Origin of the sequence: Intrasporangium chromatireducens Q5-1, assembly GCF_000576575.1 — a bacterium.
GTDB lineage: Bacteria > Actinomycetota > Actinomycetes > Actinomycetales > Dermatophilaceae > Intrasporangium_A > Intrasporangium_A chromatireducens.
The window spans coordinates 1-21179 of record NZ_AWQS01000057.1; the positions used below are offsets into that span (position 1 = coordinate 1).

Consider the following 21179-nt stretch of genomic DNA (forward strand, 5'->3'; position numbering starts at 1 on the left):
ACATCTACGCCCGCTGCGACGACACCAACCGGCGGCTGTGCAACCAGGCGTTCTTCACGAAGGTCTACATCGACGAGGACAACGAGCTGCGCGTCGAGCACAACCGGCCCTTCGAGATGCTCCTCGATCCACAGGTCAACGCCAACGCCCTGACCTGGGCCGCAGACACCAACAAGACCCGAACCTCAACCAACGTTTCCGTTGGCAAGGGTTCGAGCCTTGTGCGTGGGGTGGAGCCAAGGGGACTCGAACCCCTAACCCCCTGCTTGCAAAGCAGGTGCGCTACCAATTGCGCCATGGCCCCCGGCGGCTCACGCCGACGTGGTGGGCACCTGAGGAGTGGCCGGCGGGACGGTGTCGGTCGCCTGCGCCCAGAGGTCCTGCTCGGCCTGCTGGTCCTTGGCCTTCTTGCGAAGGTAGGACACGCCGGCGATCGAGGCGGCAACCAGGACGAGACGCTTCCACATGGGTTGATCCTCTCGGTGCGGCGGTGATGGTGGGCCTAGGAGGACTTGAACCTCCGACCTCTTCCTTATCAGGGAAGCGCTCTAACCGTCTGAGCTATAGGCCCATCGTCACCTACAAGCGGCCGGGATCCGAAGACCCGGGCCGAGGGCACACGTTACCGGATGCCGCCGCGCCAGACCAAAACGGCCGCCCGTCACAGCGACACACCGAGCACGCGTCAACCTGACACCGGTATTACCGGCGGGTGTTGTCCGATGCTCGGTGTGTTGCGGGGGTCAGTCGCTCCCTTTGACGCCTGAGCCGAATCGGCGCTCCGGGCCTCCCTCGCTGGCGCTCGGTCGGGTCCTCGCGCCTTGGCTCAGTCGTCCGTCAGGGTGAGCTGGACGCCGCCCACCAACGCCGAGCAGATGTTGTAGAGGAACGCGAAGACCGTCGCGATGGCGGTCATCAGGATGACGTCGATGACGCCGATCACGATCGAGAGGGACACGACCCGGCCGAAGCCGACGTAGTCCTTGATCGAGAACGGGTTGCTCGTGGTCGTCTGCAGGCTCTGCAGCACGCCCTCGACGTCGTTGAACACGTTCATCGTCGACAGGATCATCCACAGCACGGCCGTCAGCACCACGCCCGCGATGCCGGCGGCCACCGAGAGCAGGAAGCTCATCTTCATGACCGACCACGGGTCGACGCGGGCCACCGCGAGGCGGACCCGGCGTGGGCCCTTGCGAGCAGCGCGCCGCGAGCCGGTCGACTGCCCGGCCTGCGTCGTTGCCGTGGCCCGGGCCTGGCTCGACCGGGCCTCTTCGGCGCCGGGGCGGATCGCCTGGGTGTCGGCGGTGTCCGCCTCCACCGTGCTGGCGCCGCGGGTCGCCGTCCCCGCCTGGGGATCGGGACGACCCGCCGCCGAGCCGGCCTTGGTCTCGCTCGAGGACGAACTCGTCGGAATCCGCCGGGTCGAGGAGCCCGAGCCGAGGCCGGCCCCTGCCGACATTCCCTCAGAGCTGCTCGCGCTCACTCGTCACCTCCGCTGTCGCTCTCGGAGCTCTCACCCCGGTCGTCTGTGCTCTCGTCCGACGGTACGCCATCTACCGATGAGACAGGGGGTTGCGCCGGCGCGGTGACGTCGGCCGTGTCGGGTCCAGCCGTCCCCTCAGCGTCGTCGACGCCCTCGGCGTCCTCCGCCTCCTCGACGGCGGCCAGCTGGGCTGACTCGGAGTTGCGAGCGACGGCGACGATCGAGTCGCCCTTGTCCGGGGTGGCGAACTTCACGCCCATCGTCGACCGGCCGGTGATCCTGACCTCGTTGACCCTGGAGCGGACGATCTTGCCCTTCTCCATGACGACCATGACCTCGTCGTTCGGGCCGACGGTGAGCGCACCGACGAGGTCGCCGCCCTTGTCGGAGAGCTTGGCCACCTGGACCCCGAGGCCGCCGCGGCCCTGGATCCGGTAGTCGGAGACGGGGGTGCGCTTGGCGAGCCCGTTCTCGAAGACGACGAACACATCCGGCTCGTCGCCCTCCTCGACGACCGACATCGCGAGCAGACTGTCGGCGTCACGGAACTTCATGCCGGTCACCCCCGAGGTCGAGCGACCCATCGGGCGCAGCGCCTCGTCGGTGGCGTGGAACCGCAGCGACTGCCCCTTGCGGGAGACGAGCAGCAGGTCGTCGCGCGCCGACAGGAGGTCTGCGCCGACCAGCTCGTCGCCGTCACGCAGGTTGATGGCGATGAGGCCACCCGAGCGGGGCGAGTCGTAGTCGAGCAGGCGCGTCTTCTTGACGAGGCCGCCCTTCGTGGCGAGGACGAGGTAGTCGGCCGACTCGTAGTCCTTGATCGCGAGCACCTGGGCGATGTGCTCGTCGGGCTGGAAGGCGAGCAGGTTCGCGACGTGCTGGCCCTTGGAGTCCCGCGACCCCTCGGGCAGCTCGTACGCCTTGGCCCGGTAGACCCGCCCGAGGTTGGTGAAGAAGAGCAGCCAGTGGTGGGTCGTCGTCGTGAAGAAGTGCTCGACGACGTCCTCGCCGCGCAGCGTCGCACCGCGGACCCCCTTGCCGCCGCGCTTCTGCGACCGGTACTGGTCGACGCGGGTCCGCTTGGCGTAGCCGCCACGGGTGATCGTGACGACGACGTCCTCCTCGGGGATGAGGTCCTCCATGGACATGTCCCCGTCGAACGGCACGATCGCGGTGCGCCGCTCGTCGCCGTACTTGTCGACGATCTCCTGCAGCTCCTCGGAGACGATCTCGCGCTGTCGCTCGGGCGAGGCGAGGATCGCGGTGTACTCGTCGATGAGCGCCTGCAGCTCGTCGTGCTGCTCGAGCAGCCGCTGCCGCTCGAGGGCCGCGAGCCGGCGCAGCTGCATGTTGAGGATCGCGTTGGCCTGCACCTCGTCGATGTCGAGCAGCCCGATGAGGCCCTCACGGGCGATCTCGACGGTCTGGCTCGCCCGGATCAGCGCGATGACCTCGTCGAGCATGTCGAGAGCCTTGAGCAGGCCACGCAGGATGTGGATCTCCTGCTCGGCCTTGTTGAGCCGGAACTGGGTGCGCCGGACGATGACCTCGATCTGGTGCTCGACCCAGTGCCGGATGAACGCCGACAGCGGCAGCGTGCGCGGCACGTCGTCGACGAGCGCGAGCATGTTCGCGCCGAAGGTCGTCTGCAGCTGGGTGTGCTTGTAGAGGTTGTTCAGCACGACCTTCGCGACGGCGTCGCGCTTCAGCGTGATGACGAGCCGCTGCCCGGTGCGCCCGGAGGTCTCGTCGCTGATGTCGGAGATGCCGGCGATCCGGCCGTCCTTGACGAGGTCGGCGATCTTCATCGCGAGCTGGTCGGGGTTGACCTGGTAGGGCAGCTCCTTGACGACGAGCGCCTGCCGCCCGCGGATCTCCTCGACCTCGACGATGGCCCGCATGATGATCGAGCCGCGCCCGGTCCGGTAGGCGTCCTCGATCCCCTTGCGACCCATGATGAGGGCGCCGGTCGGGAAGTCCGGGCCCTGGACGATCTTGATGGCCTCCTCGAGGAACTCCTCGCGGGGCATGTCGGGGTGGGCGAGCAGGAACTGCGCTGCCTGCGCCACCTCACGCAGGTTGTGCGGCGGGATCTGCGTCGCCATGCCGACCGCGATGCCAGCCGAGCCGTTGACGAGCAGGTTGGGGAACCGGCTCGGCAGCACGGTCGGCTGCATCGTCTTGCCGTCGTAGTTCGGCACGAAGTCGACCGTGTTCTGGTCGATGTCGCGCACCATCTCCATGGCGATCGGCGCCATCCGGCACTCGGTGTAGCGGGGGGCGGCCGCGCCGTCGTTGCCGCGCGAGCCGAAGTTGCCCTGCCCGTCGACGAGCGGGTAGCGCATCGACCAGTCCTGCACGAGCCGGACGAGGGCGTCGTAGATCGCCGAGTCACCGTGCGGGTGGTAGTGGCCCATGACGTCGCCGACGACACGCGCGCACTTGTTGAACCCGCGGTCGGGCCGGTAGCCGCCGTCGTACATCGCGTAGACGATCCGCCGGTGCACCGGCTTCAGGCCGTCGCGGACGTCCGGGAGCGCGCGCGAGACGATGACCGACATCGCGTACTCGATGTAGGACCGCTGCATCTCCGTGTTGAGGTCGATCGGCTCGACACGGTCGTGCTGGCCGGGCTCCCGCTCGATCGGAGCAGTGCCCTGCTCGTGGCTCTGGTCGTCCTCGGGAGGCTCGTTGCCGTCGATGGGAGGCAGGTCGTCACTCACGTCAGTTCCCTTGTCGTGTGGTCAGTTTCAAAGCTTGTCCGTATGCCGCTCACCAAGCCGCCGTCGAAAGGCCAATTCGTGCCCTTCGCACTCTCCTGAGCTTTCCCAGGATCGGCACGAATTGGCCTTTCGACTTTGGCGGCGTACGGAACGGGCTGAGGGCGGGTCAGATGTCGAGGAAGCGGACGTCGCGGGCGTTCTTCTGGATGAACGTGCGACGCGACTCGACGTCCTCACCCATGAGCACCGAGAAGACCTCGTCGGCCTTCGCGGCGTCGTCGAGGGTCACCTGCAGCAGCGTGCGGGTCTCGGGGTCCATCGTCGTCTCGCCGAGCTCGGTGTAGTTCATCTCGCCGAGGCCCTTGTAGCGCTGAATGGGGTTGTCCTTCGGCAGCCGCCAACCGTTGCTCTCGCCGATCTCCTTGAGACCGTCGCGCTCACGGTCGGAGTAGGCGAACTGGTGCGGGGCGTTGCTCCAGCGCAGGCGGAACAGCGGCGGCTGGGCGAGGTAGACGTAGCCGGCCTCGATGAGCGGCCGCATGAACCGGAACAGCAGCGTCAGCAGCAGCGTGCGGATGTGCATGCCGTCGACGTCGGCATCGGCCATCAGGATGATCTTGTGATAGCGGGCCTTGGCCAGGTCGAAGTCCTCGCCGATGCCGGTGCCGAACGCCGAGATGAGCGCCTGGACCTCCTGGTTGGCGAGGATCTTGTCGATCCGGGCCTTCTCGACGTTGAGGATCTTGCCGCGGATCGGCAGGATCGCCTGCGTGTGCGGGTTGCGCGCCTGCGTCGCGGAGCCGCCGGCGCTGTCGCCCTCGACGATGAACACTTCGGAGCGGCTCGGGTCCTTGCTCTGGCAGTCCTTCAGCTTGCCGGGCAGGCCACCCGACTCGAGCAGGCCCTTGCGCCGGGTCGCCTCGCGGGCCTTGCGGGCCGCCATCCGCGCGGCCGCCGCCTGGATCGACTTGCGCACGACGTCCTTGCCCTCGTTGGGGTGCGCCTCGAGCCAGTGGCCGAACTCGTCGGTCATGGCCCGCTGAACGAAGCCCTTGACCTCGGAGTTGCCGAGCTTCGTCTTGGTCTGGCCCTCGAACTGGGGGTCTGCGAGCTTGACCGAGATGACCGCGGTGAGGCCCTCGCGGACGTCGTCGCCGGTGAGGTTGTCCTCCTTCTCCTTGAGCAGGTTCTGCTTGCGGGCGAACTCGTTGACGAGCTTGGTCAGCGCCGCCCGGAAGCCCTCCTCGTGGGTGCCGCCCTCGTGCGTGTTGATCGTGTTGGCGTAGGTGTGGACCGACTCGCTGAACGCCGTCGTCCACTGCATCGCGACCTCGAGGCTGAGCGACTTGCTCTCGTCCTCGACGTCGAAGCTGATCACGTCGGCGTGGACCGGCTCGTTGCGCTTCGAGCCGTTGAGGTGGTGGACGTAGTCGACGAGGCCGCCGTCGTAGCGGTAGCTGACCTTGCGCGCCTGGACCGTCTGCCGGTCACCGGGCGTCTCGGGGTCGTCGTCCTCGTCGGTGTCGACCGCCTGGATGTCGGAGTCGAGCTCGTCGAGGTCCTCGTCGGCGGCCTCGGGGTCAACGTTCTGCTCGACCCGCTCGTCGATGAGGTTGATCGTCAGGCCCTTGTTGAGGAAGGCCATCTGCTGGAACCGCGCCCGGATCGTCTCGAAGTCGTAGTGCGTCGTCTCGAAGATGTCGGGGTTGGCCCAGAACGTGATCGTCGTGCCGGTCGCGTCGGTCTCCTCCATCTGCTGGAGCGGGCCGGTCGGCACGCCGTGGTGGAAGGACATCCGGAAGGCGTGCCCCTTCTGGCGGACACAGACGTCGAGGCGGGTCGACAGGGCGTTGACGACCGAGGAACCGACCCCGTGCAGGCCGCCGGAGACCTTGTAGCCGCCACCGCCGAACTTGCCGCCGGCGTGCAGCTGCGTCAGCACGAGCTCGACGGCGCTGATCTTCTCGACGGGGTGGATGTCGGTCGGGATGCCGCGACCGTTGTCCTTGACCCGCACGGCGCCGTCGGCCATCAGCGTGACGTCGATCGTGTCGGCGTAGCCGGCGAGCGCCTCGTCCACGGCGTTGTCGACGATCTCCCAGACGAGGTGGTGCAGGCCGCGCTCACCGGTCGAGCCGATGTACATGCCGGGCCGCTTGCGGACCGCCTCGAGTCCCTCGAGGACCGTGATCGCGCTCGCGTCGTAGTCGACGCCGTTGGGCTTCTGGTCCGGGTGCAGGTGCCGGAGGAAGGGGTCGTCACCGATCGGCTCGAGCGTCTCGGCGATGCCGATCTCCTCGGCCGCCTCGGACGGCTCCGGCTCGGGCAGCACCTCGGCCGCTGCCTCGGCGGCGGCAGCCGTGGGGTCCGGTGTGGTGGTGTCCGTCGTCGGCTCTGCTGCGGTGTTCTCTGGCGTCTGGTCGGCCTCGGACACGTCGCTCCTCACTCGTCATGCATGCAGGTGTGTCGCCGGCGCCCCACGCAGTGCGTGCTTGCGGGCGACACCGGGGCGGCCCGACGCCATGGTCGAGCCGCAACCCTCTCAGTCTAACGTCCGCAGCGGTGGAAACATGCCGTGGGAGGCCCGGAACCGCCGTCGTGGCGCGTTCTGATGGCCTGATCCGAGGGGAGGATCACGACCGGGGCTGTCAAGGCCCCTGCGCGACGTTTTCGGCTCGGTCCTTCCAGGGGCTTGAGCCGAGCCGTTCCGGTGCCCGGTCTGGCCGAAACCGGGACGTCAACCGGGACGTCAGCCGGGAGGCTCGTCGAGCAGGTCGAGGAGCTTGCCGACGGTCGCCCAGTTGCGAAAAGTGCCCAGCACCTTGCCGCCGTCGTCGCCCTTGATGCGACCCAGCAGCTCGGCCAGGCGGCTGCGCCCGAGGCCGTCCGGCGTGTGCAGGTAGACGACGGACCCGTCGATGGCCACCTCGTCCCGGCTGCCCTGGTCGTGAGCGAGCTGCTGAGCGTCACGGGCCTGAGCGGCATACGACCTGCCAAGCGGCCCGGGGAAGAACCCGGCGTGCAGCTGCTTCGCCTCGGTCACGTGGGGGAACGGGTTGTCCGCGCTCACCGCCGCGAGCTCCGCGCCGGTGAGCACGACGGTGGGGGGACGGAAGCCGGCGGCCGACTCGATGGCGTCCTCGATCTCCCGAGCGAGCGCGGTCGTCCTCGGCCGCCCGGTGGCGGTGAAGACCGCGTTGCCGCTCTGGATGTAGGTCGCGACGTCGCGGTGCCCGAGGCTCTCGAGCACCGCCCGCAGCTGAGCCATCGGCAGCTTGCCGCGGCCCCCGACGTTGATGCCCCGCAGGAGGGCGACGTGGGAGGGCACCGGTCAGCCCTCGAGCGTGCGCTCGAACAGCTCGTGGATCGCCTCGGGCAAGTGTGGCTCGGCCACCGTGACCTCGACGCCGGCCTCGCGACAGGTGACCGAGTAGCAGAACATGTCCGGGTGGCCGCCCTCCTCGGTGGCGATCTGCTGCAGGGTCGGTGCGGTGAGCAGGTGCTGCCAGTTCTTCGTGTCACGGTCGGGCAGGTCGGCGAGGGTGAACGGGCGCTCCCGGACGAGGCCGCCGAAGCCGCCGGTGCGGCGCAGCAGCACCTGCGTGTCGGGGCTCGGTGCGCTGCCGGGCCCGGCCGGCGCCGTGCCGCGACTCGTGCCCGACCCGGATGCCGCACCTGACGAGCCGGACGACGAGCCGCTGCCGCTGCCCTGACCGAGCACGCCGACGGCGACCCACGCGTCCCGGACCGCGGCCTGCTCGGCTGATCCGTCGCCGTGGGCGGTGCCGGCCGCATCGACAGTGAGCTGGGCGAAGGTGCCGAAGTCGCAGTCCGCCTTGATGTCCGCACCGGTCAGCACGGCGTACCAGATCGGCCCGACCGTCTCCCACGCGTTGCCGCCCACGGCGAGGGAGGCGAGGCAGAAAGCCCGGTTGGGGATGCCGGAGTTGAGGTGCACGCCGCCGTTGTCGTCGCTCGTGTCGACGTAGTGCGCCATGTCGGCCGGTTGCGGGTCCTTGCCCAAGCGCGGGTCGTCGTAGGCGGTGCCGGGGTGGTGCATGTCGCGCAGCGCCCGGCCCTTGACGTCCGGGGCGAGCAGGTCCGCGCCGATCAGCCAGTCGGCCTGGTCGGCGCTCTGCCCGAGGTGGAACTGCTTGACGAGACTGCCGAACACGTCCGAGACCGACTCGTTGAGGGCGCCGGACTGACCTTGGTAGAGCAGCCCGGCCGTGTGCGCCGTGACGCCGTGCGTCAGCTCGTGCCCGATGACGTCGACGCTCTTGGTGAACCGCTCGAAGACGATCCCGTCGCCGTCGCCGAAGACCATCTGGGTGCCGTCCCAGAACGCGTTGTCGTAGCTCTGCCCGTAGTGGACGGTGGCAAGCAGCGGCATGCCACGGCCGTCGATGGAGTTGCGGTCATAGACCCGGTCGTAGAGGTTCCACGTGAAACCAAGGGCGTCGTAGGCCTCGTCGACCGCCGGGTCGGACACCGGCGGCTGGCCCTCGGTGCGCACGGTCGTGCCGGGCGTCGTGGTCTGGTGATGGGCGTCGCTGACCGTCCGGTCGAGCCCGGGTCCGGCGGCCGCCTCGGCGCGACCGCGTGGGGCCGCCCCGGGCACAGCGGCCTGCCGACTGGCGCGCAGCTGCCCGTCGTGGCGCAGGGCCTCCCTCGCCTGGCTGGCGAGCGTGTCGTTGTCGCAGCTCGCGAGCTGCTCGAGCATGTAGGGCGGGATGATCGATGGGCACCTCATCTCCCCAGTGTGGTCCCGACCGCTGACATCCGCCTGCCGTGAGTTCCTGAGAGCGAAGACGGTGCTCTCGATCGGGATCGTGCTCACGATCGCGGGTCAGCCGTAGGTGTCCCGGGGGCCCCTCGAGTCGGGGGAGCGCCGAGGACCCCGGCGCCAGGACGGTCCGCCCGGCCCGAGCACCTTCAGCTCGGTCACCGCTCCCGCGCCGATCTCCTCGTCGACCCGGGCCAGAACGTGCGAGGTGAGCAGCCGCATCTGGGTGGCCCAGGCCGTCGAGTCCGCCCGCACCGTCAGCACCCCGTCGGTGAACGACACCGGCTCGACGTGCTGGGCGATGTCGGCCCCGACGATGTCGGGCCACCGGCCCATGACGGACCCTACGGCGACGTCGACCTTCCAGCCGCGGTCGGCGATGAGCCGGTCCAGCTGGTCACCGAGCAGGGTCGGGTCACGCCCGTCCCGGCCGGCCCCCGACATGGTCACCCCGTGACCGAGCGGACGGATCCGCTTGCGGGGCTTCATTCCCGGCCGCAATCCCTTCTCCCGCGCGGCCGCTCGGGCCCGGGCCAGCGCAGCGGCCGCCGCGTCCTCCACCGCCGCGTCCTCCACCGCCGCGCCCTCGTCAGCGCCACCCTCGGAGCCGGGCTCCTCGACATCACTCATCGCCGGACTCCGCCGACTCCGACTCCGACTCGACTGCATCGGTCGCGGCGGCTGCGCTGGGAGGGTGCGCGGAGACGTGACCCAGCTCAACGGCATACGTGTGGCCGGACTCGCGCAAGCGGGTCGGCACGTCCGCGCCCACGGCGGCGGTGATGAGCACCTGCTCGCAGTCCGCGACGAGCTCGGCGAGCCGGTCGCGCCGGCCCGTGTCGAGCTCCGCGAAGACGTCGTCGAGGATCAGCACCGGGTCGTCGCCGAGGTCGCGCCGCAGCAGCCGGTATGCCGCGAGCTTGAGCCCCAGCGCGAAGCTCCACGACTCGCCGTGGCTCGCATAGCCCTTCGCCGGCAGGTCCCCGAGCGAGAGCACGACGTCGTCACGGTGCGGACCGACGAGGCAGACCCCCCGCTCGACCTCCTGGTCCCTGACCCGCTCGATGCTCTCGAGGATCGCGACCCGCAGCTCCTCGATCTCGGGCACCTCGCCCTCGGCGAGCCGCTTGGCCGCGTCCTCGTGGAGCGAGCTCTTGTAGGTCGCCCGGGCGTTCGCGTCGGTCTCGGCCACCGCGTCGTAGCACTCGGCGAGGTCCGGCACGAGGTCGCGCAGCAGCCGCAGCCGCGCGTAGAGCAGCTGCGCGCCGACGGTGGCCAGGTGCGTGTCCCACACGTCGAGGGTGTGCAGCGCGGACTCGCGGGCTTCCGCGGTGGTCGGCTCACCCGCCCGAGGGGTATGCCGCCCAGCTCCCTTCCCGGAGCGGGTGCGGAAGAGCGGGGCCGCCTGTTTGAGCAGCGCTCCGCGCTGCTTGAGGATCTTGTCGTAGTCGGAGCGGACACCGGCCCACCGCGGCTGGCGCTGGACGAGCAGGTCATCGAGGAACCGGCGCCGCTCCGACGGGTCGCCCTTGACGAGGGCGAGGTCCTCGGGAGCGAACAGGACGGTCCGGACCGTGCCGAGCACGTCGCGGGGCCGGGCGACGGGAGCCTTGCCGAGCCGGGCCCGGTTGGCGCGGCCCGGGGTGATCTCGAGCTCGACCATCATCTCCCGGTCGTCGCGCACGACGGCCCCGCGGACGATCGCCTGAGCGGCGCCGAACCGGACGAGGGGCTGGTCGGTCGCGACCCGGTGCGAGCCGAGGGTCGCGAGGTAGCCGATCGCCTCGACGAGGTTGGTCTTGCCCTGGCCGTTGCGCCCCACCAGCGTCGTCACCCCGGGGGTCAGGGCGAGCTCGGCGCTCGGATAGCTGCGGAAGTCCTTGAGGGTCAGGTGACGGACGTGCACGACCCTCGAGCTAGTCCTTCTGCCCGGTCTGGGGCGGGGCGGCCGATGCCGGGTCGGCCGGGTGGGGCACGCGCGGGGTGGGCGGCTGCTCGGCGTCGGCCTTCTGCCCGATGCCCTTGGCGGCCGCCTGCTGGGCGGGGGAGCTCGGCTGGTCGCCGTGCTTGAGGGCGTTGCCCTCCTCGATCGTCATGACCTCGTGGCCGCCGAACTCACCGCGGAGGGCGGCCACGGCCTGCATCGTCGGCGAGTACTCCTGGCGGGAGGCGTAACGGGCGAAGAGCGAGGCCGAGATGACCGGCATCGGGACCTCGAGGGCGACGGCCTCCTCGACCGTCCACTTGCCCTCGCCGGAGTCGACCGTGTAGTCCGAGACACCCTCCAAAGTCGGGTTCTTGGCCAGGGCGTCGGACATGAGGTCGAGCAGCCAGGACCGCACGACGGTGCCCCGGCTCCACGCCTTGAAGGCGCCCGGGACGTCCTTGACGATGTTCTTGCGCATGAGCAGCTCGTAGCCCTCGGCGTAGGCCTGCATCAGGCCGTACTCGATGCCGTTGTGGACCATCTTCGTGTAGTGCCCGGCGCCGACGTCGCCGGCGTGCACGAAGCCCTCCTCGCGGGGGCCCTCCGGGCGGAGCGCGTCGAAGATCGGCATGGCGTGCTGCACCCAGCGGTCCTCGCCGCCGACCATCAGCCCATAGCCGTTCTTGAGGCCCCAGATGCCGCCGCTCACGCCGCAGTCGACATAGCCGATCTGCTTCTCGCCGAGCAGCTCGGCGTTGCGGAAGTCGTCGGTGAACCGGGAGTTGCCGCCGTCGATGACGAGGTCACCGGGCTCGAGCAGGTCGGCCAGCGCGTCGACCGTCTGCCGCGTCGGTGCACCCGCCGGCACCATGACCCACACGGTCCGCGGCGCCTCGAGCGCCTCGACGAGACCCTGCAGGCTCGTGACGTCGGCGAGGTCGGGGTTGCGGTCGAAACCGACCACCTCGTGGCCCGCCTGCCGCAACCGCTCGCGCATGTTGCCGCCCATCTTGCCGAGACCGATGAGTCCGAGCTGCATCCGCCTGCCTTCCTACTGGTCCGATGACGTCCCGGCGAGTCCTGGCGAGGTGTTCGCAGGTCGGGCCGGGACAGCAGCGCTGCCACCGGGAGCCCGGCCGGGCTGGGAGGTGCCTTCGAGGCTACGCCAGGTGAGCGGCATACGCCTCGGGCCGGCGGAGCCGGCGCCGCGGGGTCAGCTGGCGAAGCGGACCGGCATGAGCACGTAGCGGTAGCTCTGGTCCGAGTCGCCGTCGGCCTCGGGCTGCCCGGTGAGGACGGCCGGGCGGCTCGGCTGGGTGAAGGAGAGGCGGCTGAACGGGGTGCCGACCGCGTGCAGCCCGTCGAGGAGGAACTGCGGGTTGAAGGCGATCTGGATCTCCGGCCCGGTCAGGCTCGCCTCGACGGCCTCCGAGGCCTGCGCGTCGTCGCCGGTGCCGGCCTCGATCGCGACCTGGCCGTCGGTGAACTTCAGCAGGACGGGCGTGTTGCGCTCGGCGACGAGGGCCACGCGCTTGACCGCCTCCTCGAGCGCGGCGGTGTCGATGACCGCCTCGGTGTCGACGCTCGTCGGGAAGATCGAGGCGACCTTGGGGTACTCGCCGTCGAGCAGCCGGGTCGTCGTGCGGCGCTGGCCGGCCTCGAAGCCGATCAGGCCGTCGCCACCGCCGCCGAGCTCGAGCTCGATCGAGCCGGAGGCGCCGAGCGCCTTCGCGGTGTCGGACAGCTGGCGGGCGGGGATGAGCGCGACGTGGCTCGCGTCGGAGGTGCCGGGGCTCCACGTCAGCTCGCGCATGGCGAGGCGGTAGCGGTCGGTGGCGAGCAGCGTCATCTTGTCGCCGTCGATCTCCATCCGGACGCCGGTGAGGATCGGCAGCGTGTCGCCGCGGTCGGCGGCGATGGAGACCTGGGCGACGGCCTGGGTGAACACGTCACCGGCGACGGTGCCGCTCGCCTCGGGCGCCGACGGGAGGGTCGGGTAGTCCGAGACCGGCATCTCGCGGAGGCTGAACCGGGAGGATCCGCAGACGACGTTGACCTTGCTGCCGTCGGTCGCGACGTCGATCGGCTTGCCGGGCAGGTTGCGGGAGATGTCGGCGAGGAGCCGGCCGAGGACGAGGACCTCGCCGGACTCGGACACGTCCGCCGGCACGGTGACCTTGGCGGAGACCTCGTAGTCGAAGGCGGAGAGGGTCAGCGAGCCCTCCTCGTTGGCCTCGATGAGGACACCGGCGAGCACGGGCACGGGCGGGCGCGCCGGCAGACCCCGCGCCACCCACGTGACGGCGTCAGCCAGGACATCACGGTCAACCCGAAACTTCACGTCGCACTCACTTCTCCACGAAGGACCATTGGGGCTCAGACACTAGTCGCCCATGCGGCCCTAGCACCACCGGATCGAGAGTGCGAGGACAAAAGGGTCGTGTCGGCGCTTTCCACCCTCGTTGTCGGGGCGGATTCCTCTATCTGGGGTCTCGTCATCGTCATCGGTGCTGTGGATCGTGTGGACGACAGTCTGCGTCGCACGTCGCGCCGCGTGTCGCGCTGTGGACAGTGGTGTGGACAGCGGGGCCGGTTGTCGCTGCTCCTGTGGAAACCGCGGCGTCGTCCACAGGCTGCCGGGCGCGCGGGGTCGGGTTTTCACCATGTTCGGGCCGCTCTTCCACAGTTGTCCACAGGTCGTGTGGACAGTCGCTCCGTCGGGCCGTCCGGCCGGCAAGGCCGGCGACGGTGGCTGTTGGGGACGACCGATCCACAGACTTTTCCACAGGGTGTGGAGGATTGCGATGACATCGTGCTCGCGGGCGGCGGATTCGTGCTCACGGGGGCGGCCGTGGCGTTGTGGACAGCATGTGGAGTCGCGGTGCGCGCCTGTGCCAGGCCTGTGCACAGCGGGTGCGGCGTCCCCGGACAGGACGCGTGCGGGGACGCCGACGGGACACATGGGCAAGGCCCGACGGTGGTGTCCGTCGGACCTTGGTGGGCGGCCGGTGTTCGTCGGCCGGGGTGGTGCGGCGCCGTGGCGGCGTCAGAGCCCCCGTGGCGGCGACAGAGCCCCCGCGGGGGCGTCAGTGGGACTGCTGGCGGATCCGGTTCGTCAGCTCGGTCACCTGGTTGTAGATGGCGCGTCGCTCGCCCATCAGCTCGCGGATCTTGCGGTCGGCGTGCATGACGGTCGTGTGGTCGCGACCGCCGAAGTGCTGCCCGATCTTCGGCAGCGACAGGTCGGTCATCTCGCGACACAAGTACATGGCAATCTGCCGGGCCGTGACGAGCTGGCGGGAGCGGGACGAGCCGCAGAGGTCGTCCATGGTCACGGCGTAGTACTGCGCCGTCACCGCCATGATCGTCGCGGCGGTGACCTGGTTGGGCGTCTCGTTCGGCAGCACGTCCTTGAGGACGATCTCGGCCATCGCCCGGTCGATCGGCTGCCGGTTGAGGTTGCCGAACGCGGTGACGCGGATGAGGGCGCCCTCGAGCTCGCGGATGTTCGTCGAGAAGTTGCTCGCGATGTACTCGAGGACCTCGTCCGGAACGGACATCCGCTCCTGGATCGCCTTCTTGCGCAGGATCGCGATCCGGGTCTCGAGGTCGGGTGGCTGCACGTCGGTCAGCAGCCCCGACTCGAAGCGGGTGCGCATGCGGTCCTCGAAGCCGGAGAGCTCCTTGGGCGGCAGGTCGCTCGTGATGACGATCTGCTTGTTCGCGTTGTGCAGCGTGTTGAAGGTGTGGAAGAACTCCTCCTGGGTCTGCAGCTTGCCCTGGAGGAACTGGATGTCGTCGATGAGCAGGACGTCGACGCTGCGGTGCCGGGCCTGGAAGGCGCTCGCCTTGTCGTCGCGGATGCTGTTGATGAAGTCGTTGGTGAACTCTTCGGAGTTGACGTAGCGCACCTTGACGTTGGGATACATCGTGCGGGCGTAGTGGCCGATCGCGTGGAGCAGGTGCGTCTTGCCCAGCCCGGACTCGCCGTAGATGAAGAGCGGGTTGTACGCCTTGGCCGGGGCCTCCGCGACCGCGACGGCGGCGGCGTGCGCGAACCGGTTGCTCGCGCCGATGACGAAGGTGTCGAAGGTGTACTTCGGGTTGAGCCGGGTGTCGCTCGGGGCGGCCGGGTCGGGTCGGGGCCGCAACGGACCGCTCTCGCCGACGGAGACCGGCTCGTCGAAATCCGCGCCGTTGAGGTCGGGGGCGCTCTCGTCGAGGTCGCGCAGCTTGTCGCCCCGGTCCCCGACGAGGTGCAGGTGCGAGCTGTCGCGGCGGCCGAACGTGTCCGTCGTCGTGTCGGGTGCGGGCGCCGGCTCGTCGACGAGCAGGCCCAGGTCCTGCTCGAGGGTCTCGTCGACGGAGACGGCGAGCTGGACCGGATGCTCGAGGTGCAGCGCGAGGGCGCTCGTGACGTGGTCACGAACGCGGTTCTCGAGGAACTCCTTGGTGTAGCTGTTCGGTGCCCGGACCAGAGCGGTCTGGTCGAGGACGCCGATGAGCTGGCACAGCCGGACGAACGCGCGGTCCTGGTTGGGCAGTCCGACACCATCGAGCGTCGTCAACGTGAGCTGCCAGACCTTGCCGTAGTCGACGTCCTCGGCTGCCACCGTCACTGTCACCGTCCCTGACTAGCTGTTCCCCTGTCAGCGGGCTGCACCCTATGCATCGTGCCGCACCACTCCCCGTTGTCCACACGGTTGTCCACAACTGTGCATAGCGCGGGCAGGGACCGTGAGAGACGAAAACCTAACGTCTCCTGTGAGCCCTGACAACCGCCCCGCACGAAAGATGCGACGACCTCGGCGTGTCGCCTTGCGGTTCAGGGCACTCCCCGGATGATAGAGCGTTTGACCGGCGGCGCAAGGAGTGCCCCGCGGGTTTGCCCTCGTTCTGCGGCTCCCGTATCGTGGAGCCAGCCCGTCGGCGACCTCTTTCGCATGCCCGTGGCCGGTTCCTCCCGGATCCGCCTCCATGGGCTTGCCGATTGCGGTCGCCGACCGCCCTGAGCCCTGCCCACCGGATGGCTGCTGCCTCGTGCACGCCGAGCCACCCGCGACCTACACGGAGAACCTCGTGAGCAAGCGTACGTTCCAGCCGAACAACCGTCGCCGCGCCAAGACGCACGGCTTCCGCCTGCGGATGCGCACCCGCGCCGGCCGCGCCATCCTGGCCAACCGTCGTCGCAAGGGCCGCACCGAGCTGTCGGCCTGAGGCCTCGACGTGCTGCCGGCACGTCACCGCCTCCGAGAGAGCGGCGACTTCACGTCGGCAGTGCGCGGCCCTGGTGCCAGCAGAGCGGGCGGACGACTTCTCGTCGTGCATGCCAACCGGACCGATGCGCGTGCGGACCTTCCGCCGCGCGTCGGTTTTGTTGTGTCCAAGGCCGTCGGCAACGCCGTCGTGCGCAACCGCACCAAACGCCGACTGCGCGCCAGCGTCGGGACCCGGCTGAGCGGCATACCCTCCGGTCTTGACGTCGTCGTGCGCGCCAATCCGGCGGCGGCCCAGGCGACGTACGCCGAGCTCGACTCCGCCCTCGAGCGGCAGCTGGCCCGGGTCTGTGAGCAGGTGGGCGCCCGATGAACCGTGTCCTCTCGGCGCCACTCGTCCTGCTCGTGCGCATCTACCAGCAGGTCATCTCACCGCTCCGCCCCGCGACGTGCCGCTTCTACCCGAGCTGTTCCGCGTATGCCGTCACCGCGCTGACGCGGTTCGGCCCCATCCGCGGTGGCTGGCTCGCGCTACGCCGACTCGGCCGGTGCAACCCGTGGAACCCGGGAGGCATCGACCACGTTCCGCGCACGTGGGCGGAACGACACTCCGAGGAGCTGCACCAGGTCCGCACGAGCGCCTGACCCGCGACCACAGCCGTACGACATACTCGGCCGCGGTCTGACTGAACAAACCCGGTGAGGCGTCTCACCAGATACCCGAGGACAAACCCCCCGTGATGGACTTCCTGCAGACCCTGCTCTACCCGATCAAGCTCGGCGAGGCGTGGGTCATGTACGCCTGGCACTGGCTCTTCGACGCGATCGGCCTGCCGACCGGCTGGGCCTGGGCGCTGTCGATCGTCGGTCTCACGGTCGTCGTCCGCGTCCTGCTCATCCCGCTCTTCGTCAAGCAGATCCACTCGTCCCGGCGGATGCAGCTCATCCAGCCCGAGATGCAGAAGATCCAGAAGAAGTACAAGGGCAAGCGCGACCCGGAGTCCCAGAAGGCGCAGCAGCAGGAGATCATGGATCTCTACAAGCGCACCGGGACGAACCCGTTCGCCAGCTGTCTGCCGATCCTGATCCAGAGCCCGTTCTTCTTCGCGCTGTTCCAGCTGCTCAACAACCTCCGAGCGCAGGCCGAGGGCGCGCAGCCCGGCATCGGGCCGATCACGCAGCAGATGGCGGCGACGATCGAGTCGTCCAACATCTTCGGTGCGCGGCTGTCGGACAGCTTCCTGCACTCGGACATCACCAACGTCAAGATCTTGACCGCGGTGCTCATCGTGCTGATGTCGATCACGACCTTCACGACGCAGCACCAGCTGATGCGCAAGAACATGCCGCAGGCGGCGCTCGACAACCCGTTCGCGAAGCAGCAGAAGGTACTCCTCTATCTGATGCCGCTGTTCTTCGCGATTTCCGGCGTCAACTTCCCGATCGGTGTCCTGCTCTACTGGCTCACCACGAACCTCTGGTCGATGGGGCAGCAGTTCTACGTCATCCGCAACATGCCGGCCCCCGGTTCGGCCGCCTACAAGGCGATGGAGGAGCGCAACAAGCGCAAGGGGCGCGCGACCAAGCACGTCACCGTCCCCGGGCTCGAGGGCAACGCCGACGCGGCTGTGGCCTCGGCCGTCGAGGAGCCCAAGCCACGCCAGCGCCAGCAACCGGTCAGCAAGAAGCGCAACAAGAAGAAGGGCCGCTCGTAGCGGTCCGTGGCGGCACCCCCGATCCATCACAGGGCTGCGAACGTGGCCAAGCACCATTGCGGTGCCCCGCCGGCCAGCGCAGCGGAACAAGGAGTACCAATGAGCGAGAGCCCGCAGCAGCCCGAGCACGACGCGTCGGGTCCGGAGCAGGACCTGACCGCAGTGGCCGGTGCCGCACCCGCTGAGGCCGCGGCCGCGGGGGTCGGCGCCGAGCCGGCCGATGCGGCCGAGGGCCCAACCGCCGGCGTCCTCGCACCCGAGCACGCTGGCGAGCCGGTCGATGGGCCCGCCGTCTCTGACGCGGAGGCGGGCGCGGAAAGTGCTGGCGCAGCCGGCGCGGCTGACGCGGCTGACGCGGCTGACGCGGCTGACGACGGGGGGGCGCCGGAGGGCGAGGCTGGGAGGGAGGGGACCGGCTCGCGCCGGGCCACGCGGGTCAAGCAGCTCGAGCGTGAGGGCGAGGTCGCCGCGGACTTCCTGGAGACGCTGCTCGACATCGCCGACCTGGACGGGGACCTCGACGTCGACGTCGAGGGCGACCGCGCCGTCGTCGCGATCGTCGACTCGGACGAGGGGCGGGTGCCACGGCGGCTCGTCGGGACCGACGGCAAGGTCCTCGAGGCGCTCCAGGAGCTGACCCGACTCGCCGTCCAGGTCGAGACCGGTGAGCGGAGCCGCCTGATGCTCGACATCGCCGGCCACCGTGCGGCTCGTCGGGCCTCGCTCGTCGCCCTGGCCCAAGAGGCGATCGCCGGCGTCAAGGAGTCGGGCGAGCGTCGTGAGCTCGAGCCGATGTCGGCGTTCGAGCGGAAGGTCGTGCATGACGAGGTCGCCGCGGCAGGGCTCGTGTCCGAGTCCGAGGGCGTCGAGCCGAACCGCTACATCGTGATCCTGCCCTCCTGATCCAGAGGTCGGGCCTCCGGCCTGTCAACTCTCGGGAGGTCGCCTTCCGCGTGGCAGCACACCCGTTTCACGTGAAACGGCGCCAGGCCGGGGAGCGCAGGGCCGGATCCCGAAGTTGGGCTGTAGGGGCTGTTGGGCACCGAGGAGGAGAAGCTCGTGGGCACTGACCCTGAGGTTCCGGTGTTGCCACCGACGCCACCGGAGGCCGCGGCTGTGTTCGGCGAGCGGCTCGACCTGGCCGAGCACTATGTCGCCCTGCTCGGGACCACGGGTATCACCCGTGGTCTCATCGGACCACGAGAAGGACCGCGGCTCTGGGACCGACACATCCTCAACTGTGCGGCGCTGAGCCCCCTCATCCCGCGGCGCGACTTCACCCAGGCCGTCATCGACGTCGGCTCCGGGGCCGGCCTGCCGGGCGTCGTCCTGGCCATCGCTCGCCCCGACCTGCATGTGCACCTCGTCGAGCCGCTGGCCCGCCGGACGGCCTGGCTGAGCGAGGCCGTGCACGAGCTCGGCCTGGACAACGTGACGATCCATACGACGCGCGCCGAGTCGTTGTGGGGCACCCTCACCGCGCCATGGGTCACCGCCCGCGCCGTCACCGGCATCGTCCAGCTCGCCGAGTGGACCCTGCCGTTGCTCTCGGTCCCGGGTCAGGTGCTCGCCCTGAAGGGCAGCCGCGGACCGACCGAGCTGGCCGAGGCGGAGCGTGCCCTCCACCGTCTGGGCGTCGCCCGGTGCGAGGCCGTCCGGCTCGGCTCCCCAAGGGCTGAGGACGCCACCACCGTCCTGCGCCTTCTCGTGGACCGGCCGGTGGACGCGAAGCGGTTCCGCGCCCAGGGCAGCTCGAGCGCCGGATCGGCCCGCCGCCGACGGGACCGCGCCAAGTCCGGTGGCGACGGTAAGGTTTCGGATCGTGGCGACAGGCCGACCTCCCGGTGACCCGTCCGCCACTCTCTCGCCGGCCTCGCACCGCCAGGCCCACGCCGACCAACCTCATGGAGGTGCTGACCCAGTGACCGCGTCGAGCAACTTGGGGTGGCCGGCTCTGGAGCCGCGGTCGAGCCAGCCGCGTCACCTGGGGTGGCCGGACCTGTGGGCGCCTGTTTCACGTGAAACGGGTCCGACGGTCGCACCGGACGCCGACCAGGACGGGCACGACGGACGGTCCCCAGCGCCTGTGGACAACTTGGGGACTGCCGAGGCGGAATGTCCGGATTCCATGCGGGACGACGCCCCACCCTCGCCTGTGGACAGTGCTGTGGACGAGCGTGGCGGCGTCGTGCGGGCCCGTCCTCTCGCGACGGCCGAGCCCGCCCGTCCGGCCGCCCCTGAGGACAGGTCGGGTCCGGACCGGCCGCCCGTGAGGAGTGATGCCGGGGACCAGCAGGAGCGGTCGGCGTTGGCCGAGTCGCTGCCGAGCCCGGGCCTCGACACCCCCGTGGCCCGCGAGCTGGCGGAGAACGCGCGACGACGCATCCGCCTGACCGGACGGGTCTTCCCGAAGCCGGCTGACGGCACGCGCGTGCTGACCGTTGCCAACCAGAAGGGTGGCGTCGGCAAGACGACCACCACGGTGAACATCGCCGCCGCCCTGGCCCAGTCGGGCCTGCGCGTCCTCGTCATCGACCTCGACCCGCAGGGCAACGCGAGCACCGCCCTCGGCATCGACCACCATGCCGAGGTGCCGTCCATCTACGACGTCCTCGTCGATGGTCAGCCCCTCGACGAGGTGGTCCAGCCCTGCAGCACCGTGGAGGGCCTGTGGTGCGCGCCCGCGACCATCGACCTGGCCGGAGCCGAGATCGAGCTCGTCTCCCTTGTCGCCCGCGAGCTGCGCCTCCAGCGGGCCGTCCAGGCCGCCGCCACCAAGGGGCACGAGTACGACTACATCCTCATCGACTGCCCCCCGAGCCTCGGCCTGCTCACGGTCAACGCGATGGTCGCGGCGTCGGAGGTGTTCATCCCGATCCAGTGCGAGTACTACGCCCTCGAGGGGCTCTCGCAGCTGCTGAAGAACATCGAGCTCGTCCGGGCCCACCTGAACCCCGGCCTGCACGTGTCCACCATCCTGCTCACCATGTATGACGGCCGGACCCGGCTGTCGGCTCAGGTGGCCGAGGAGGTGCGTGACCACTTCCCGGACCAGGTGCTCAAGACGACGGTGCCGCGATCTGTCCGGATCTCGGAGGCGCCGAGCTTCGGCGAGACGGTCATGACGTATGACGCCTCGAGCAGCGGTGCGCTGGCGTACCTCGAGGCGGCCAGTGAGATGGCGGAGCGCGGAGCGGCCGGAGACATCTGAGCCACCGGGAATCGCCTTCGCGTTTCTGAGCCCGACAGATGTGCCGGGCGGTGGGGCGGCGGCGCGACTGGTCGCTCCCGGCCGCGCTGGGAGGCTGCGCGGGCGCTCGCTCCAG

At 69.8% G+C, this 21179-nt stretch carries 18 protein-coding genes and 2 tRNA genes; 7 read left to right on the top strand and 13 right to left on the bottom strand.

Features of this window, described 5'->3' with window-relative positions:
• Window positions 1-231: 231 nt before the first annotated feature.
• The 13 genes from N864_RS09070 to dnaA all read right to left on the bottom strand — a co-directional run bounded on the left by N864_RS09070 (window position 232) and on the right by dnaA (window position 15535).
• A tRNA-Ala gene (locus N864_RS09070) sits at window positions 232-304 on the bottom strand.
• A gap of 7 nt (window positions 305-311) precedes the next feature.
• Window positions 312-467 (bottom strand): DLW-39 family protein, encoded by a 156-nt coding sequence (locus N864_RS25490; protein WP_169735965.1) that lies wholly within the window; start codon window positions 465-467, stop codon window positions 312-314.
• A gap of 27 nt (window positions 468-494) precedes the next feature.
• Window positions 495-571, bottom strand: a tRNA-Ile gene (locus N864_RS09075).
• 255 nt (window positions 572-826) lie between these two features.
• On the bottom strand, window positions 827-1486 hold the full coding sequence (locus N864_RS26000; RefSeq protein ID WP_240474269.1) for a DUF3566 domain-containing protein: 660 nt from the start codon (window positions 1484-1486) through the stop codon (window positions 827-829).
• The gene (gene gyrA / locus N864_RS09085) at window positions 1483-4209 is read right to left on the bottom strand and encodes a DNA gyrase subunit A (protein ID WP_034715815.1); all 2727 of its coding nucleotides are present in this window, start codon (window positions 4207-4209) and stop codon (window positions 1483-1485) included. Before gyrA ends, N864_RS26000 begins: the two co-directional genes overlap by 4 nt.
• A gap of 166 nt (window positions 4210-4375) precedes the next feature.
• Window positions 4376-6475 carry a DNA topoisomerase (ATP-hydrolyzing) subunit B gene (gene gyrB, locus N864_RS09090; RefSeq protein ID WP_051518390.1) on the bottom strand — a complete coding sequence of 700 codons (2100 nt, stop codon included), beginning with the start codon at window positions 6473-6475 and terminating at the stop codon, window positions 4376-4378.
• Window positions 6476-6958: 483 nt separating this feature from the next.
• Complete coding sequence (locus N864_RS09095; protein ID WP_034715816.1) at window positions 6959-7537, bottom strand: DUF1697 domain-containing protein; 579 nt, start codon at window positions 7535-7537, stop codon at window positions 6959-6961.
• Between the two features lie 3 nt (window positions 7538-7540).
• Entirely contained in the window at window positions 7541-8962 is a 1422-nt protein-coding gene (locus tag N864_RS09100) for a protealysin inhibitor emfourin (protein WP_034715824.1), read from the bottom strand.
• A gap of 96 nt (window positions 8963-9058) precedes the next feature.
• Complete coding sequence (locus N864_RS09105) at window positions 9059-9625, bottom strand: DciA family protein (protein WP_051518388.1); 567 nt, start codon at window positions 9623-9625, stop codon at window positions 9059-9061.
• A complete protein-coding gene (gene recF / locus N864_RS09110) occupies window positions 9618-10901 on the bottom strand; it encodes a DNA replication/repair protein RecF (protein ID WP_034715817.1) in 1284 nt (427 codons plus the stop codon). The genes N864_RS09105 and recF overlap by 8 nt, the downstream gene beginning before the upstream one ends.
• Window positions 10902-10911: 10 nt before the next feature.
• Entirely contained in the window at window positions 10912-11961 is a 1050-nt protein-coding gene (gene gnd / locus N864_RS09115) for a phosphogluconate dehydrogenase (NAD(+)-dependent, decarboxylating) (protein WP_081793612.1), read from the bottom strand.
• A 174-nt stretch (window positions 11962-12135) separates the two neighbouring features.
• The gene (gene dnaN, locus N864_RS09120) at window positions 12136-13263 is read right to left on the bottom strand and encodes a DNA polymerase III subunit beta (protein WP_034715818.1); all 1128 of its coding nucleotides are present in this window, start codon (window positions 13261-13263) and stop codon (window positions 12136-12138) included.
• Window positions 13264-14008: 745 nt separating this feature from the next.
• Window positions 14009-15535, bottom strand: coding sequence for a chromosomal replication initiator protein DnaA (dnaA, locus tag N864_RS09125; protein WP_034715827.1), 1527 nt, complete (start codon window positions 15533-15535; stop codon window positions 14009-14011).
• 466 nt (window positions 15536-16001) lie between these two features.
• On the opposite strand from dnaA, the gene rpmH reads away from it, so the two are divergent.
• From rpmH to N864_RS09160, 7 genes are all read left to right on the top strand, one after another.
• Complete coding sequence (rpmH, locus tag N864_RS09130) at window positions 16002-16139, top strand: 50S ribosomal protein L34 (protein ID WP_034715828.1); 138 nt, start codon at window positions 16002-16004, stop codon at window positions 16137-16139.
• 9 nt (window positions 16140-16148) lie between these two features.
• Window positions 16149-16511: a ribonuclease P protein component gene (gene rnpA, locus N864_RS09135; protein WP_034715819.1), complete on the top strand. Its 363-nt coding sequence runs from the start codon at window positions 16149-16151 to the stop codon at window positions 16509-16511.
• Window positions 16508-16783: a membrane protein insertion efficiency factor YidD gene (gene yidD, locus N864_RS09140; RefSeq protein ID WP_034715820.1), complete on the top strand. Its 276-nt coding sequence runs from the start codon at window positions 16508-16510 to the stop codon at window positions 16781-16783. The genes rnpA and yidD overlap by 4 nt, the downstream gene beginning before the upstream one ends.
• A gap of 95 nt (window positions 16784-16878) precedes the next feature.
• Window positions 16879-17853: a membrane protein insertase YidC gene (gene yidC / locus N864_RS09145; RefSeq protein WP_034715821.1), complete on the top strand. Its 975-nt coding sequence runs from the start codon at window positions 16879-16881 to the stop codon at window positions 17851-17853.
• A 99-nt stretch (window positions 17854-17952) separates the two neighbouring features.
• Entirely contained in the window at window positions 17953-18756 is an 804-nt protein-coding gene (locus N864_RS26005) for a Jag family protein (RefSeq protein WP_081793614.1), read from the top strand.
• Window positions 18757-18912: 156 nt separating this feature from the next.
• On the top strand, window positions 18913-19701 hold the full coding sequence (gene rsmG / locus N864_RS09155) for a 16S rRNA (guanine(527)-N(7))-methyltransferase RsmG (protein ID WP_051518391.1): 789 nt from the start codon (window positions 18913-18915) through the stop codon (window positions 19699-19701).
• 421 nt (window positions 19702-20122) lie between these two features.
• Window positions 20123-21064 carry an AAA family ATPase gene (locus N864_RS09160; protein WP_338033630.1) on the top strand — a complete coding sequence of 314 codons (942 nt, stop codon included), beginning with the start codon at window positions 20123-20125 and terminating at the stop codon, window positions 21062-21064.
• Window positions 21065-21179: the final 115 nt, after the last annotated feature.

Coding starts and splice junctions, on each gene's coding strand:
- N864_RS09105 (WP_051518388.1), bottom strand. CDS start 9,625: ATGAGTGATGTCGAGGAGCCCGGCTCCGAGGGTGGCGCTGACGAGGGC.
- yidD (WP_034715820.1), top strand. CDS start 16,508: ATGAACCGTGTCCTCTCGGCGCCACTCGTCCTGCTCGTGCGCATCTAC.
- N864_RS25490 (WP_169735965.1), bottom strand. CDS start 467: ATGTGGAAGCGTCTCGTCCTGGTTGCCGCCTCGATCGCCGGCGTGTCC.
- yidC (WP_034715821.1), top strand. CDS start 16,879: ATGGACTTCCTGCAGACCCTGCTCTACCCGATCAAGCTCGGCGAGGCG.
- N864_RS26005 (WP_081793614.1), top strand. CDS start 17,953: ATGAGCGAGAGCCCGCAGCAGCCCGAGCACGACGCGTCGGGTCCGGAG.
- gnd (WP_081793612.1), bottom strand. CDS start 11,961: ATGCAGCTCGGACTCATCGGTCTCGGCAAGATGGGCGGCAACATGCGC.
- N864_RS09100 (WP_034715824.1), bottom strand. CDS start 8,962: ATGAGGTGCCCATCGATCATCCCGCCCTACATGCTCGAGCAGCTCGCG.